Below are 16,004 nucleotides of genomic sequence, written 5' to 3'. Positions count from 1 at the left end.
CTTCTACCCCCTTAGATTTGGCTGAGGAATTTTCTAGGTCGGATCTGCTGGCGGGTGATACGGGTTGTCAGGGACGGGAGAATTCTTTGCCGCCCTGGCTTCGTCTTCCGGTGGGGCTTCGACCGGAGGGCTGGTCGGTTGCTTGCGAGTCACCGTACGGATCACGAACAGGACCGCGGCGACCGCGATGAAAATCAAGAAGGCCTGAAAGCCGTAGATGAGAGGACCGAGTGCTCGATTGGCACCGTCAACAGTCAAGCCTTCGTATCCTTGCTGGGTCATCTCGGCCGGATGCGTGTCGGCCCACTCACGTCGGATCCGCCACTTTTCTTCAATGCCGGACGAAGACCACTGCGCTGCGATCATCGCTAAGCCAAAGATCGAAACCACTTTTAACATCCGGCGAAGGATGTTTTTCCGAATCAGTGACAATGCAACGAGCACACCAACGCCCGCCCACACCACTGCCGGGTAGCCCCACGAAAATGAATTCGTCCGCGACGATTCCCAAATCTGCTCAAACGCGTCCATCAGTCTTAACTTTCTCAACAACGGATGCCGGAATCAAATCACACAGAGTCCACACACTGGCCAGGTCCACATACCAGCCAGCCGATGAGTTGACCTGGAAAGCAACTTTTGTCGCATTCCATTCGACGTTCAGTAAAGCGAACAGCAGACTTCACGATAACCCGCATCCACCTATCCGATGAAAGCCTTGCTTGGCCGTCAGTAAATCTAGATCATGCAGCCCTCGGATCTACATTCCCGCGCAGGGGAGCCAGAACGATAAGCAGGGATATTGCTGATGAACATTTCGGACTGGTTTGTCCTGCGACGACAGGTCATCTCAATACATCCTTCCTCTCGGGAAAGAACTACGAAACCGCGGTCATCAGGTCACGCTGTTTGGAAAGCTGGATGCGGAATAGGCAGTCGCGAACGCGGACCTGGGTTACTTGCCCATCGGGGAAACCGAGTTTCCGATTGGAAGCATGACGAATGCGTCGAAGAAACTGGGACAGCTACGAGGACGTGCAGCGTTGGCCTACACGGTCCGTCTGTTTAACGAAAACTATTGGGAAAATCGAGAAGCGGAAAACTCAGCCATTTCGGCTTCGGGCAAGCTAGATTTCGGAGTGGTCTCTGCTCGTGATGGTTTCAAGCGATGGACGATCGGGATTTGAACGGTTAATTGAGCCGAACCTACTCGTTGTAACGAATTTGCGGATGAAATATGCTCTTGTCATCACCGGCATTCTGGCTGGGCTAGCGATCGTCGCTCCCGATCTGGTGGTGCTTGGGTATTTTCTACTAATCGTGCCGGGCCTAATTCTAACGCTCGCTCCCACGTTGTTTGTCTACTTGGCCGTGACGGCCATTGTCCGGCGCCTGTTGCCCATCTCCTCGCCCATGACGGCTACTGCGGTGGCATTGGGTATCGCGTTGTTGCTGGGCTGGGCTGTCATGCAGCCATTTCGTTTGAAGGCGATCGCTGCGTACCAGACGGAAGAGTTGCCCGACGTACTACTCGAACAAACTATCGAGCTTGACGGGCATGTACGCCTTGAAAGTCCCGATCAACGCCACGAACCCGAATGCGACTACTTGAGTCTCGCGCTGCTCGATTCGTCATCGGTGCAAAGCCTAACCACGCTAACCGCCGGGCGTGGTAAATCAACGCAACGCGAACACTCAGCCGGCTTCGCTTTGGTGTCAGCGAAAACAGATCCATCGGTGGGCATCTTCCCGACAAAGCCAGGTCAAATTGTTCGCGAGTATCCACCGTTGGTTCAAGCCAACCGTGGGATAAAGCTGATCGCGGCATCCAAAGCGGTGGAGGCGGATTGGGCGGTGCGGCTGGCTGGACTTGAGCGACTGCGAAAAGTCACTCCCGTCGACGCGAAGGCTGCCGATTGGGTGATCCGCATTCAAAACGAGAGGCGTCCACCGATTTCCACGCTTCGGCGAGTCACGATTCGCGACGCACAAGGCACGGTTCGCTATCGCGCAAGTTACCGTAAACAGGCTATTCCGGCTCGCATGTTTTACTTCGGCTTTCGCGCAAAGATGACGGGCAATAGTTCCTTCCACATTGGGCGACAGGTGTTGGAGTCTGGCCAACGGTCGCTTGAACCGGAAGCCGCTTTGCTGCAAGCGATCAAGTTCCGTGTGCCGCCCTGTGACGCGAAGTCACTGGAATTGCTGCGGGATCAAGCCACACAGGCACTCAATAATCCTACGGCAAATACCGCCCAGCTCGATCTGGCACGTCGCCACCTCGGCTTGTTCTTCTTCGACGCAAAAGATAGCGACCGCATTCTGGTCGCAAGGATTGTCGCCGATGATCGCATTACCGACATCGACAAGCAGATCAAAAACGTCTTCTCAAAGGACAAGACGCCCGTTGTAATGCGTGATGCATACGTGAAGCGAATTGGTATGGGGCATACTTCGGCAAGCCTGCGTCATTGGTTGGCTGAGCGACTGGCGAGTTATCCACCAGGAACGTTTGCCGAACCTGATCCAACGTATCTCGCGATTTGGAACTCGCCTGAGATTTATCAAGAAGCGGCACCGCTGATCGCGACCCTGGCCGACTGGGGCCCCGATCGTGCGCTGCCCAAGCTCGATGAAATTCTCGACGCCGCGATTGATTTACCGCACTGGCGTGATCGACGCTCGTTGGTCGCCGGCATCCGCGCGGCACTCATTCGTTTGGGGCCACAAGCATCGGCCATGTCGCCACGGATCGCAAAATTGTTTCTACGTCGTCCGTCACCGATCATGAACAACGCCGGCGAAGCCGATCAATGGCGATTCGCCTTGGCCAGAATGGGTGTGGCGATCGAGGACCTACCGGTCTTCCCCAATCAATCACCTCAATCCGTCGAGCGGAACTTGCGTCAAGTCGCCCATGAGCTCGAGCGGTACGAACAAGCCAACGCACCGGAGGAAAGGATATGATCGGCCAAACAATCTTTCATCTAGTCAGCTTCAGTCTGCCAATCGGATTGGTATGCTTGATGTGGAAACTGAACGCCCGGCGGTGGTCTCGCCTTTCCCGAGTCTATGGCGTTGTCGACCAAACGAACTGCATTGCATCACGAAACATGCAGACAGTGATTCTGGTTGCCGGTCACATCGGATGGAACTCATATAAAGGGATCGCTACCGTCGGTGTAACACGTAAAGGGATCGCTCTAAAGCTAATGGCTCCATTCTGTCTTTTCCATCCGCGGCTACTGATCCCCTACAACGACGTCCACATCGAGTCGAGACGATGGTACTTGGTCGGAAAGTCGTTCCAGTACACGATGCGAGGCGTGAGTAACGTGAAGTTGATCATCCACGATGACCTACAACATTGGCTTGAAGCACAAACCGCCGTGCTGGCGAGTACTCAGTCAGAAGCCCCAATCGACAAAGATGTATTCGGGCGCATGCCGACGACGATCTGATTTACGATCGCTGCGGCAGCGTCGTGAATCACGTTTCGACTCCGAAATATTATGGTTCCCGTCAAGGCGATATGCACAGCGACAAGCACGCGGTGGCTGAGCCTGCTCGGCCTGCAAACGCCGATATCATCATCGAAAACGATTTCAATACGCCGTGGTATTTCCTAGAGTTGTGGTATTTTCTAGCGTTATTGTGCGGCGATCGATTGCGGCATCTCGGGCAATGGAAAGACCGGACGAATTTCGACCGTGCCCTTTTTTGCTGGCGGAATCCGGGCAGCGATCGCAATGGCTTCATCGAGATCCTCCACATCAATGATGTAGTAGCCACCAAGTTGTTCGGTCGTTTCGGCGAAGGGACCGTCAGTGATCTGCCTTCGACCGTCACGTACCCGGACGCTGGTCGCCGTTTCGATCGAGTGCAGTGGCGACGAAGCGATCCACTTGCCTTCCGCTTCCAATTCCTTACAGATAGCCATCGACTCGATCATGCACTTTTCGCGTTCGACTTCCGTCCAGTTGTCTTCCGCAGAATAGATCAACAACATGTATTTCATGTCATGCCTCGGTGTTTGTCGGTTGGTGTGGTTTGCCGATTGCAAGACGGAATATCTCAGGTTGCCGGAGACCGAGAGCAATCCAAACTAGAACCCCCAATAGGATGGGGAAGTAGAATGGGTCTCCCACCCGGACATGCGTCGCCGTCGCCCCGCCTAGGTAAGCCGCCAATAAAACCGAAGCGACGAAGGCAGTACGTGGAACCAAGAACAGGACCGCGATGACTACCTCGACGATACCGATCTTGTAAATGAGAGTTTCATCCCATCCCAACTCGGCAAACATTTCGGTCTTACCTTCCCACGAAATAAATTTCCCGCTCGCGCTCGCGCCGATCAAAAACAGTGAGATAAGAACACTTAAAACCCATCCCGTTGTACGCAGTTTTCTTGAACCGTTCATCATTGACCTTGATGGGCTTGTTTGAGTTTTGCGATATCCAGCTTCACCATTTGCGTCATCGCTTGCATCGCGCGACGAGACTTTTCAAGGTCTTTGTCGTTGACCAATTGATAGAACTCTTCTGGCACGATCTGCCATCGCATTCCGTACTTATCCTTCAGCCAGCCACACATGATCGGCTCACCACCGTCAGCGGTGAGCGCATCCCAATAGCGGTCGACCTCCGCTTGATTTTTACAACTAACCGATAGCGATACCCGATCATTGAATGGCTCGCTAGGTCCCCCATTGAGTGCCTGACAGGACTGACCTTTCAGTTCGAACTCGACAAGGATGATGTCTCCAGCCTTGCCGCCCGGCCAGTCATCGCGAGCGATCATCTTGTGCAGGATTCTCGAATCCTCGAACACAGACGTATAGAACTCCGCCGCTTGCTCGACGTTATTGTCGAACCATAGGCAAGGCGTGATTGTTTGTCGCATTCGATCCATTTCCTTTTCGTTCTCGTTCATTGCTTGATGTTCTGCAACTTAGCTGCAAGATTGTTCGCCGGACACCATCACCATCCAGCCCAGGCCAAACTTGTCTGTGACCATTCCGTAAAGCGGTGACCAGAACGTCTTGGTGAGCGGCATGTCGACTTTACCGTCCTCTGCAAGCGAATCGAACACGCGAGTGCAGACATCTGCCGAAGGAAGCGAAAGTGCCAGGCGAAATCCGTCAAACGTTGATTTATCATCGCACCCGTCGGAACACATGACAATCAACTTGCCGATGTGGACGGTAGCGTGCATCACTTTGTTTTCGAATCCGTTTTGGAGCATCCCCTCGGGAATGGCGTCAGGACTTTCGTTGTAACGCATCAGCATCGCAACGGTTGCTCCGAGAGCATGCTTATAAAACTCAAGTGCTTCTTCACAGCGGCCTGCGAAAAACAAATATGGAGCGAGCGTGCTGTCCTGCATCACGACAGATGTGCGCAGTTCCTCTTCGTGCACGGCCACCTTACCATCGGGATCGCTGGCTGCGAAATCTTCCATTTCATAGAACTGGCGAATTTCGATGTCCGACTCTTCTTTCATCGGATTGGGACATCGCTTCACCCACTCGACGGCTTCGTCCATCGAAGCGACCTCCCACAACCAGTAGCCCGCAATCAATTCAGATGTTTCCGCAAACGGTCCATCTGACACGATTCGCTCGTCGCCACGGAAGCGAACTCGCAAGCCCGTGGAACTCGGCTTCAAGCCGTCACCCGATTTCATGATGCCAGCTTTGACAAGTTCCTCGTTGTACTTGCCCATTGCTTCAAGCAACTCCGTGCTAGGCAACTCGCCTGCTTCAGAACTGGGGGAAGCTTTCACGATGACCATGACTCTCATTGTTTCTTTCTTTGCTTCTGAAGGTTATCGAGCGGCTTGATTTCGTTGTTCGATCATCGCGTTGATAGTCTCGTCGGCAGGGCGTATCTCAAAGGGTCCGGCCTTGACTCCTGGATGCTTCGACATCAATTCCACAGCGTGCGACATGTCGTCGGCTTCGAGAATCAGAATGCCACCGAGCTGCTCTTTCGTTTCCGCATACGGCCCGTCCGTCGCTTCGGTTTTTCCGTCTCGATACCGCAACGTGACCGCTTGGTCAGCGGCTTGCAAAGCTTCGCCACCTGCGAAGTGACCACCCTGTCGCAGGACATCGTCGTAGGCAAAGCATTCTTCCATCAACTCACCCATTTCTGCCTCCGTCATCGCTTCGAACTTAGAATGATCCGAATAGCCAAGACAAATGAACTTCATGTCGTTCTCCCAAATCGCGTTGTTTTTCGAGTTTGTGCCATCTAGTCGAATGGCGACACGACGAATCGACAGCCGTTTGGACATTTTCCAAAAAAGTCGTACGGGACAACGAGCCTGAATTCATGCCTCCCGCAATCCTTGCAATTTCGCCGATAGAAAACGCTTCTCGGATGCCTGTTTAGTAAGCGACAACGCCTTTTCAATGGCTTCAATCGCTTCCGGCTTGCGTCCGACCCGCCGCAGCAGTTCACCTCGGGCGGAATGAGCCAGTGAATAGCCTTCGAGGTCACCGCGATCCAGAATCGCTTGGATGATTTTTAGCCCGAATTCGGGTCCGTCTCGCATAGCCACAGCAACGGCTCGATTGAGCTCGATGACCGGCGTGGGTTCAATCCGAAACAGCACGTCGTAGAGCGAGACGATCTGATTCCAATCAGTGCTGTCTGCATTTACTGCGTCAGCATGCACAGCCGAAATTGCGGCTTGGATTGTGTAAAAGCCAAACCGACGTGTTGCGAGTGAACGCTCGATCAGTCGCTGTCCCTCGGCGATCAAGCCTCGATCCCATCGGCCACGATCTTGATCCTCAAGCAGGACAATGTCGCCAGCAGGAGTCTGACGTGTTTCGCGACGGGATTCATGAATTAGCATCATCGCCAGCAATCCCATCACTTCGGGGTCCTCCATCAACTGAAGCACCAATCGGCACAGCCGAATGGCTTCACTCGACAGGTCGGCTCGCGTGATCGAATCCCCGCTCGATGCGGAGTAGCCTTCGTTGAAGATCAGATAGATTACCGAAAGCACCGAATCAAGACGCTCAGGCAATTCAGCGATGTCAGGGATGACAAATGGAATCGCCGCATCACGGATCTTCGCCTTACCACGAACAATTCGCTGCGCCATTGTTGCTGGCGTTGTCAGGAACGCCCGAGCAATCTCGTCAGTTGTGAGGCCACAAACCTCGCGAAGTGTAAGTGGAACTTGAACCTTCAAATCGATCGCGGGGTGACAGCAGGTGAAGATCAATCGCAACCGGTCATCTTCGATCTCGGTTACGGCACGCGAAGCGTTCGCGCCGGCGACTTGTTGCATCCGCAGGGCAACATCGGGACTGATCTCCTTTAACTTTTCGCGGCGGCGAATCGTATCAACTGCTTTGAATCGCCCAGTTGTGATCAGCCAAGCGACCGGATTCTCGGGTATGCCTTCACGAGGCCACTGTGCCGCCGCGGTTGCAAAAGCCTCCTGCATCGCATCTTCCGCCAAATCAAGATCACGTAGTGCACGAGCGAGCGACGCGAATACCTGTCGGGATGCTTCGTTAAAAATCTGGTCGATCTGCTGGAATACCGGCTCAGTCATCTAGACGATTTTCGCAGCAGCACGTTCGATTTGGAAGCAGGGACGCGGCTCCGTTGAAATCGCCGCCAGTGACCGATCATTTGACTGCGAACAGATAGCTCCTGCAGATTTCCTGTCATAGATGACACCAATCTCAATTCGCCAGCCATATGATCCTTAGTTGCAATCATGGGAAAACAATCCGAAGGAACGAAACGAAAGCAAAGACACCCCGCGAATCGCCGTAATGCGTTCACCTTGTTCACAAGGTGGGAAAGCGACAAAAGGCAGGCTCTGCTGGCCAAATCTGAAAGCAATTTCAGCACTGCACACTTGAAATTTCCCGCTCCTGGAGACTCCCGCTGCCGCATTGCAAAAGCTGCGTCTCGAAATCAGATACACATCCATTCATGCGATGCACATCATGTAAAACCCCAAAGAACCGACGGCGGACAAGTGCATCACCAAAATCAGGTACGCGATTGATCGTTTCGGGCCCAGGCCAATCACCCAGATGCCGACCACCAGCTCAAGTGCAGTCAACAGATACATCAGCCATTGTGATTCTAAAAAATGCTGCCCAAACAACTGGCTGATCAATGCCGCTGGAAAAATGGCTGGCATGCCTGCAAAAAACACCACCAATTCGGGCAAGAGCCGGTCGAGTTCGTCGTACCCGACCACCCAGGCATACGGCAACACTTGGCACGCTACCAAAGCGGCACCAGCCATGCGATGCGGAGGATTTCTTACGCAGAACGCGATGAGGTATATAAACGCGGCGGCGCAAATGATCCCACTGAACACAAGCGGGAACTTGGTAAACAAAGGAATCGTCATTGCCACACCGGCGGTCACCAGCAGCATGGTGCGAACCGAGAATCGCATCGGCGTCCGTGGGGTGTCGCTCGACGGCTTCTTCGTGATCAGTAACCACGGCAGAGCTATGCAAAATACCGACGAAGCAATCGCCGAGCCAAGCGGTACCTTCCACAATAGCGGCGATGGCCGACTCTGGTCGGAGTCGGTCCACGCATAAAATTCAGGGATGAACCAGCCCACGAGCAAACTCGCGGCAATGAACAGCGGGAAGATCCGTATTCGTGAGGTCTGCCTAAATACCGTCATGCTTCTTCGAGTGCCTGTTCGGATGCTTTCCCGCTCGTACCCAAGCTGGGCCTGAGTACAAGGCAAACCTACCGATCGCGACGAAACGAGCGAACCCAGCGGGAATTGGTACCCAGAATATCCGATACAACCCGCTTGGTCTCATCGGGTTCGAACGGGTCGTGCTCGAGTTCGTGTTCGAGCAATTCCAGCTTTTTGCGGATCAGATAACCCTGCATCCGTTGATAGGGCCGAACCTCGCCGGCCCGGATGAAGGTGCCGACTTCCAATCGGCGACTCCAATCTTCCCATACCGGCAACCAAAACAATGCGTGATCGACCTGGCCACTGTTGGCGGCTGACAAACACTCGGCGCGAGCCATTCCGATTTCGTCGAGGCATTCGTCGGGCGAGGGGTAATACGCGTAGCATGCGACGACGCTCAAGGCGACCAAGCCGGTCAACATGGTCGCTCCGATCACGCCCGGCGGCACGATAATGTCAAGACCTTGTCGCGGAGCGGCGTCTTCGGTTTGCATCGACGAAGCAAACGAACCCGCCTTCGCACTGGCGATCAAGGACGCTTCGTCGATCTTCAGTATTCGAAACAGCAGCCCGAACATGGCGACAATTCCGAGAGCGATCAACGAAGCGACAATGCTGACGTCCAATTCCTTCGTCACCATCTCGCTGATCGTTGTCAGATTGATGGTGTGATAGGCAGACAACGGGTTGGCGTAGATGTCGAAAGCGTGCGTGTGACCGGCCGGTTCGACGCCGGGTGGAACGAGTGGTTTGTTGATCGCGTAAGACAGACCCAACACAATCAACAACAAAGACGCCAACCACATCGACGCGGCCTTCCAACCGTAATGACGGCCGAACCACAGCGGCGTTGCGAAGTTCATGCCCGCGCCTAAGATCAACAACGTGAACGACGCACCCGGTGAATTAGCATGTTGGAACATCATCCCCATTTGACTCATCGCCAACATCGGCGTCGCGTATACCGGAACGGCAACAAACAACATTTTGAGAGGCGCCCACCAATCATCTCGCTCAACCGAGTGTTGCATTGCACCGTATGGCAGCACGGCGGCTAGAAGGGCAAGTCCCGACAAGGCGACCAAAGCGACCAGCATCGTGACGCCGGTGGCCTCGCGTGCGAAATGAACCATCGTTGCGAAAACACGTCGAAGTCCAATCAGGTGGTCGGCGGTGATTGGCTCGGCGGGAGCCTTGCCCTCCCTGGATGCCTTGTGTTTTGCGAACATGTCCCAGAACAAACCCAAGGCCGTGACGACGACCAGTGAACCGAGTGCAAATAAGATGATTACCAACGGACGGCTGAGCGTCAGGCCATAAAGCAGTGAGAGTGGATTGAACAAAGGAGCCGACAGTGCGAACGCTGACATCGCGCCGGGTTTCACTTTTGCTCGCCGCATTTCGAACAGAATCGGCAGCACGCCAATGGAACAAACTGGCAACAGCATCCCGACCAACCAGGACTGCGGAAGCGATCGCCATTGGTCGCCGCCGAACAGACGTCGTGTGCCGGTGGCACCGAGGTAATATCGCAAGATCGACGCAATCAGCAGTCCAACCAACAGCGTCGGCGCGGCTTGCGCAAAACCTTGCAGGACGCGAATAAGTCCGCCGGCCAGCATCATCGAAACGGATTGACTCATGAGTTTCCCTTTGCCAAGTGGGGCAGTTGTTCGGGGATCTTGTTCACTGCGTCGTCAACCAATTTGCAAAGTGATTCCAGTTGCTGGCGGTTTTGATCGGTCAGGCTTCCACCGGCTGATTGCAAGTTAGCCGTAAGAGATTCGGTGGCGTTGTAAATCGGCACCCAATCGGCTTCGGCCAGGTTCGTGTCGGCGGCGATTTCGGGAATCCAAGAAACGATTTCAGTGATTTCGGCCCAAGGATCGCTTTCGTGGTCGTGAGAGTGATCATGACCATCAGGTTCAGGCAATTGGCAATCTTCTAAACACGCGAGCCGATCGCGGATTTTTGTCGCCGCGTCGGACAGATCACTTGGCCAGTGCGGTGCAATCACATGATCGTGTTCAAAATGCGACGTCTTGGGTTCCGTGGACGGCGTGCAGCCGAGAAGGAAGAGCAATGCGAAACTCGCCAAAAGTTTCGATAGCGTTCCAATGTTGCCCTTCACCCTCCCGACGGGAGGGTGAAGATGAAGCTTGTTACCCAAGAAAATCATCATCGGTACTCCGGTGCGGGAACGGTGTCGAGCAAACGGTTGATCACTGCGTCGACATCATCGTTTGTCGTTAACAGACGCACTGACAACACCGGACGTGCCACATGCAGCACATCGCTGGGCGTCACAAAGTTACGGCCTTGTAACATTGCCCACGCTTGTGCAATTCGTTGCCACAACAACATGCCTCGCGGGCTAACACCCAATTGAATCGCCGAGTCCTCGCGAGTCGCTTCGACCAAATCGACTAAGTACTCTCGCACACGTGGATGCACCGTAATCGTTCGCACCTCTTCTTGGATTCGCGCAAGTTCAGTCAACGACAAAACCGATGGCGAACTTTCGGAGGACGACGCCGCACGCGACGCCGCTTCCAAAATGTCGATTTGCGATGCTCGATCGGGGTATCCGATTTTTAGCTTGATCGTAAATCGATCCAACTGTGCTTCGGGAAGTGGATACGCCCCGTGCGAGTCGATTGGGTTCTGTGTAGCGATCACAAAGAACGTCTTCGAAAGCGTATACGGCACCGCATCGATCGTGACCTGCCGTTCGGCCATCGCTTCGAGCAATGCGCTCTGTGTCCGCGGCGTTGTGCGGTTGAGTTCATCGGCTAACAAGACATCCGAGAACACCGGACCCGCGTGAAATTCAAACTCGCGCGTCTTCTGGTTAAACATGTTGAACCCGGTCACGTCCGATGGCAACAAATCGGGAGTGCATTGGACTCGCGCGAGTTTGCCACCAAGACAACCCGCGATCGCTTTGGCGAGTGTCGTTTTGCCTGTTCCCGGAAGATCATCCAGTAGCAGGTGACCTTGGGCTAGCAAGCACGCAATGACCAATTCAACGGCATCCGTCTTGCCCAACAGGACGCCATTGAGTCGGCGTCGCAGGTCATCGAGCGTTTCGCGGACGCTTTCGACCTGAGGAGGATGTTCGAGCGTGTTCATGCGTTGGCCTCAATCGTCAATTGCCGAAGGACGTGGATTTTCAGATTCATCATCAGCTCTTTGGAAACAGTGTGTTCGTGGAATCGGTTGTCGTCGCCGGCGAACGCGGCGTGATCGGCGGCGTCGCAAAAACGGCGAGCGGACTCGCGTAATTGATCGTGGGTGGATGTGATCGCCAGTAACCAATCGCGTTGCGGTCGTCCCGCCACACGAGGGCATCCGGCGTATTTGGCTCGCGTTTGCAAAACCCGCATCGCCAACGACATGCGGCCGCGTGGCCACACGATCGCGCCGATCGGATACAACACGCTGAGTCCGAGTTCGATCCAGAACAATCGCGTCGCAAAAAGGAAGCAGGCTACGGCCAAAAGTCCCAACGCATGGGGCCATTTTGCCGCCGCAAATTGGGAGGCAACCAGCCAAACCGATGGCGTGTAGATCGGCTCTCGGTATCCCGGCGTCGGTTCGATCTCGAACCAGCGACCGTCGTCCAATCGGATTTCTGCCCAAACGTGAACGTCTTCGGGCAACACGTTGGCATGTCGCGCCGCGATGTCGATGGCTGACGGTCGAACGTAGAATCCGGTCACCAATCGTGACTGCAACCCGATCTCGCGTGCCATCAACGCCGCGGTGGTCGCGAATAGGTGGTCGCCACCGTGACGAGTCTGCAGGAAGGTTTCGATCGGGGCTGATGAAGAGTTCTCGGCCGAACGATCGAAGGTGAATTCGGTTCGTAGATATTCGACGATCGATCGAAGCTGTTGGTATGTATGATCCCCGGGAGGATGAGGCTCCCGCCGAATCAGTTCTATCTCTTTCTGAATCAATTCCATCATGGAAGGCATCGAAGGCTTGGCGGGAGCCGCGCCCTCCCGCTCGACGGTTGGAGTTGTTTCTGGAAGCCTGTCCCACAATTCATCTTCCATCACCGTCGTTGCTGCGATATTGACGACCGTCAATTGCGGCACCTTCTCGCGGCCCGGCATGAAAAACGAACCGTCGTCATCGATCGCAAAAAAGTCCTGGCGATCGACGTCTTTGATATGCAAAGCCGACGCCAACATTGGCGTGGGCAACCGCGTGGAATCCAGTCGCAGCACTTTCAATAAGTTCACTTCGGTTGTCGATCCTGACAAAGGTCCCGCCGCCGGATCGCAAAACCAAACGGCTTCCGCAATCTCACGCCGTGTCAACTTTTCATTGCGATGCATTGCCTCATTCGTCCAATCCACGCCGTCGAAAGTGTCGTAGCGATTCATAGCCAACCGGATTCCCGTCGGGCCCGCCCACTGGATTACCGCACGCTCCGCCGCGTCATTCAGATCCAGGTGTTTCTTTGCCGGCATCCGGTCGGTTGAAAACGAGTTGCCGCCCTTCTCACTTTTGGATGTCTTCGCGTGAGCCTCCAGGACTTGGTCGGCCGTCATTCCTTGGCGTCGTTCCCACTTGTTTTTCTTCTTGGGTTCGCCAATCGAATCGCTGAACATGTCGAACAAGGTCGATTCGGTCGATTCCAAAAACAGATCGGACTCCACCGCACCAAACGACTCCGCATGGTCCTTGGCCGCGATCGCGGCATCGCCGGTGCCAACGCCGCTACGGGCGGCCGGATCGGACCACTGCGTCCCGCCGCTGGTGGGCATGATTCCGAATTCAAAACGCTGCGAGTCACCGAATCGATCTTTCACGACCAATCCACTGACGATGCAGATCGCGATCGCAGCGAGCACCGACACCGGCCGAACGCCGGATCCGCGGCGCACGTGGTGGGCAGCACACAGTTCGAGTCGTTCCCAGTGATTGGCAACCAAGTGCCAGACGCACACGGCCATCCAAGTAATCGCCAACAGCACGGCATATTTGCTGTCGGATATCGCGACGGCGAACAGCGTTAAGAATCCCGACGCGATCAACGACATCGCTCGCGTGCGATCGTTTCCCAGTGTCATTGCCAATGACGCCGAGCCCAATGTCGTGAGTGCTGTCATCTCGAAGGCAATCGGAGACCCGGTGGCTCGCGCGATGATTGCGAAAAGGATGGGCGAGATCGGTATCGCGATGGCGACCGTAGTCTGTGCGACCGTCTTGTTGCTCTTCGCGACAAACATGGCCGCGATAAAGAGGACCGCGATCGTTGACATCTCAGCAATGAACAACGTCCGCGGTTCGACGCCGATTCGCAGCGCCGCCACTGCCGTGATCGACAGCACCGATAACACGATCGTTTCGGTTGTCTTGCGTTCAAGCGGCAACGTCGGCATCACGCACCTCCTTCCACAACGTGGACATCGCGGCGGCCAAATCGTCACGCGGGCCAATCATGATCTCGCGAACCACTCCACCGGCGCGGCGGCCTCCCATCGGATTGGCAATGCGAATAAAAACGCAACCGGACGATTTGCCTGAGATCGTTACACTCGCGTGAGAACTGATTCGTTGATCGAGCTCACACGACTCGCCCTCAACGGGGACGCTGGCCAAAGCATCGAGCATTTGACGCCGAGCGTGGGCATCGTGTTTGCACGTCAATCGCCTGTTTCCGACGCAAGCCCGGGTTGTGATCCGGGATTGATGCAGCGACGACAAAACGCTGGCTGCGACCCGGATGCGGCGGGCCAACGATTCGCGATTGCCATGACTGTTGGTGTCGATCGAAACGTCTAGCGTGACCGATTGCGGCCCACCTCGCTCGGTCACGATCAAAGAGTCTGATCGTGCCGATGCGATCCAATTGACATGTTTGGCTGAATCACCACGGCGGAATTCACGCACGCCCACAAAGTCTCCGCTGCGACCACCACGACTTCCCTCGCCTTGGTCCGAATTCGTTTGCCCGATAATCGGCAATACTCCGCGAATCGCAAAGAGTTTGGGCCAAACCGTCAACGGTTGAATCTCTTTCATCGGACGCCGCGCGGTCCAAATTCCGAACGGGAACGAGCAGGTGACCTGTGGTTTGCTGGTCGGATAATGCCCACGCAGCGACGGTGTCACGTCGACTCGGTAGTCGGCCGTGCAAAGCGGCGGAACGCAGGCCAGAGCAACGGTTGGTTTCGCATTGCCGTCCGCGTCGCAATCGAGATAACCTTCGATCGCAAGTCCCCAAACGGGAATCGGAATGCGATTGCGAACGCTCATTACCATCTTGCACGGTGTGTCTTCATGGACCGCGTCGGTCTCCGGTTTCAGCGTGCACTGCGTCACACGAACAGCGACCCAAGGCCATGCCATGCCGGTGACCATGATCGCGGTGAGCGACGCGGCCAACGTCCAGCCGATGGGGCTGAAGTAAAGCCCGATCATGACACTGACGGCGGTCGCCAACGCGAACCAGCCAACGGGTTCTTTCAGCCAATAAACGAAACGATTCGCCCACGGGCAAAAATCAGTCGTCATCAAACGCGACAACCAACCTTGCTCGTCGGGCGCAGCATGGACAATTGCCATGGGAGCGCACCTTCGGTACGAGGAATCCAAGAGGTTGTGGCATAGGCTTCTAGCCCGTGCATCGCGCAACCACAGGCGAGAAGCCTATGCCACAGAAAAACAACGAACGTCTTTAAACGTTCGGTGGTCCTCGGACAGAAAGTCCGCTCAGAAAGACTGGTTCAATCGAGACTTCACAAAGCTCGGGGCGCAACCAATCGATAGCCAACGGTTCCCAAACTACCGTCGGGCTGGATGTCAGAACCGCATGCCGGGATGCGAACAAATTTTGGCACACATGGCACGATTCGGAATCGTGAGGAGTCGATTCTTGATCTGGATTCGACGAATCGTCAGCTGCGGATCCGCTGGATTGGTGTCCCGCATGACAATGGCAGTGGCTGCAGCAAGAAGCCTGGGCCGTGACGCTCGCGTGATTCGCACCCGAATTACCGGACTCTGCGTCGCAGCAACCGACATGCATCCACCCAGCGACGTTGCTGAGCAACATGGTCGCCAGCAGAAGGCAAGTCGTTAATGGCCGGTAAGAGGACAAGATCAGTAGACACGCAGGGTAAAAGAGATTTCGTGACGTTATGTAAAACGTCTCAATTCAACTAATCGGTCCGACCAAAGACTGTACGAATTGTTATTGCCTGGCTACGCACCGTCAAGCGATTGCGTTCGCGCCACCGGGAAATTCCGAGTCGTTTCACCAAAACCACACGGTTTT

At 55.0% G+C, this 16,004-nt stretch carries 17 protein-coding genes; 4 read left to right on the top strand and 13 right to left on the bottom strand.

The features are described from left to right. Positions 1 to 33 precede the first annotated feature (33 nt). Complete coding sequence (locus ACR3ZL_RS05160; protein ID WP_473648956.1) at positions 34 to 549, bottom strand: hypothetical protein; 516 nt, start codon at positions 547 to 549, stop codon at positions 34 to 36. Positions 550 to 995: 446 nt separating this feature from the next. On the opposite strand from ACR3ZL_RS05160, the gene ACR3ZL_RS05155 reads away from it, so the two are divergent. The 3 genes from ACR3ZL_RS05155 to ACR3ZL_RS05145 are packed head-to-tail and all read left to right on the top strand — an operon-like array spanning position 996 to position 3,461. After that, entirely contained in the window at positions 996 to 1,187 is a 192-nt protein-coding gene (locus ACR3ZL_RS05155; protein ID WP_473648957.1) for a hypothetical protein, read from the top strand. Between the two features lie 43 nt (positions 1,188 to 1,230). Next, positions 1,231 to 2,967, top strand: a complete 1,737-nt coding sequence (locus ACR3ZL_RS05150; protein WP_473648958.1) for a hypothetical protein — start codon at positions 1,231 to 1,233, stop codon at positions 2,965 to 2,967. Continuing rightward, positions 2,964 to 3,461, top strand: coding sequence for a hypothetical protein (locus ACR3ZL_RS05145; protein ID WP_473648959.1), 498 nt, complete (start codon positions 2,964 to 2,966; stop codon positions 3,459 to 3,461). The genes ACR3ZL_RS05150 and ACR3ZL_RS05145 overlap by 4 nt, the downstream gene beginning before the upstream one ends. A 188-nt stretch (positions 3,462 to 3,649) precedes the next feature. On the opposite strand, the gene ACR3ZL_RS05140 is transcribed toward ACR3ZL_RS05145, so the two are convergent. The 12 genes from ACR3ZL_RS05140 to ACR3ZL_RS05085 all read right to left on the bottom strand — a co-directional run bounded on the left by ACR3ZL_RS05140 (position 3,650) and on the right by ACR3ZL_RS05085 (position 15,292). Next, complete coding sequence (locus ACR3ZL_RS05140; protein WP_473648960.1) at positions 3,650 to 4,018, bottom strand: YciI family protein; 369 nt, start codon at positions 4,016 to 4,018, stop codon at positions 3,650 to 3,652. 1 nt (position 4,019) lies between these two features. Next, on the bottom strand, positions 4,020 to 4,424 hold the full coding sequence (locus ACR3ZL_RS05135) for a DoxX family protein (protein WP_473648961.1): 405 nt from the start codon (positions 4,422 to 4,424) through the stop codon (positions 4,020 to 4,022). Beyond that, positions 4,421 to 4,933: a VOC family protein gene (locus tag ACR3ZL_RS05130; protein ID WP_473648962.1), complete on the bottom strand. Its 513-nt coding sequence runs from the start codon at positions 4,931 to 4,933 to the stop codon at positions 4,421 to 4,423. Before ACR3ZL_RS05130 ends, ACR3ZL_RS05135 begins: the two co-directional genes overlap by 4 nt. 18 nt (positions 4,934 to 4,951) lie before the next feature. Continuing rightward, entirely contained in the window at positions 4,952 to 5,803 is an 852-nt protein-coding gene (locus ACR3ZL_RS05125) for a YciI family protein (protein ID WP_473648963.1), read from the bottom strand. Between the two features lie 24 nt (positions 5,804 to 5,827). Then, a complete protein-coding gene (locus ACR3ZL_RS05120) occupies positions 5,828 to 6,214 on the bottom strand; it encodes a YciI family protein (RefSeq protein WP_473648964.1) in 387 nt (128 codons plus the stop codon). A gap of 120 nt (positions 6,215 to 6,334) precedes the next feature. Beyond that, the gene (locus ACR3ZL_RS05115) at positions 6,335 to 7,579 is read right to left on the bottom strand and encodes an RNA polymerase sigma factor (protein WP_473648965.1); all 1,245 of its coding nucleotides are present in this window, start codon (positions 7,577 to 7,579) and stop codon (positions 6,335 to 6,337) included. Positions 7,580 to 7,966: 387 nt separating this feature from the next. Then, positions 7,967 to 8,686, bottom strand: a complete 720-nt coding sequence (locus ACR3ZL_RS05110) for a hypothetical protein (RefSeq protein ID WP_473648966.1) — start codon at positions 8,684 to 8,686, stop codon at positions 7,967 to 7,969. Between the two features lie 68 nt (positions 8,687 to 8,754). Next, positions 8,755 to 10,353, bottom strand: coding sequence for a permease (locus ACR3ZL_RS05105; protein ID WP_473648967.1), 1,599 nt, complete (start codon positions 10,351 to 10,353; stop codon positions 8,755 to 8,757). Continuing rightward, positions 10,350 to 10,892, bottom strand: coding sequence for a hypothetical protein (locus ACR3ZL_RS05100; protein ID WP_473648968.1), 543 nt, complete (start codon positions 10,890 to 10,892; stop codon positions 10,350 to 10,352). Before ACR3ZL_RS05100 ends, ACR3ZL_RS05105 begins: the two co-directional genes overlap by 4 nt. Further along, on the bottom strand, positions 10,889 to 11,842 hold the full coding sequence (locus ACR3ZL_RS05095) for an AAA family ATPase (RefSeq protein ID WP_473648969.1): 954 nt from the start codon (positions 11,840 to 11,842) through the stop codon (positions 10,889 to 10,891). The genes ACR3ZL_RS05100 and ACR3ZL_RS05095 overlap by 4 nt, the downstream gene beginning before the upstream one ends. Then, on the bottom strand, positions 11,839 to 14,106 hold the full coding sequence (locus ACR3ZL_RS05090) for a transglutaminase domain-containing protein (RefSeq protein ID WP_486173247.1): 2,268 nt from the start codon (positions 14,104 to 14,106) through the stop codon (positions 11,839 to 11,841). The genes ACR3ZL_RS05095 and ACR3ZL_RS05090 overlap by 4 nt, the downstream gene beginning before the upstream one ends. Beyond that, positions 14,087 to 15,292 (bottom strand): DUF58 domain-containing protein, encoded by a 1,206-nt coding sequence (locus ACR3ZL_RS05085; RefSeq protein WP_473648971.1) that lies wholly within the window; start codon positions 15,290 to 15,292, stop codon positions 14,087 to 14,089. Before ACR3ZL_RS05085 ends, ACR3ZL_RS05090 begins: the two co-directional genes overlap by 20 nt. Before the next feature lie 310 nt (positions 15,293 to 15,602). Between ACR3ZL_RS05085 and ACR3ZL_RS05080 the strand changes: the two genes are divergently transcribed. Continuing rightward, the gene (locus tag ACR3ZL_RS05080; RefSeq protein WP_473648972.1) at positions 15,603 to 15,809 is read left to right on the top strand and encodes a hypothetical protein; all 207 of its coding nucleotides are present in this window, start codon (positions 15,603 to 15,605) and stop codon (positions 15,807 to 15,809) included. Positions 15,810 to 16,004: the final 195 nt, after the last annotated feature.

It is taken from the genome of Rhodopirellula sp. J20-39, assembly GCF_057365095.1.
The sequence above is the reverse complement of the archived record's forward strand: the minus strand, read 5'-3'. Positions and strand labels throughout refer to the sequence as shown.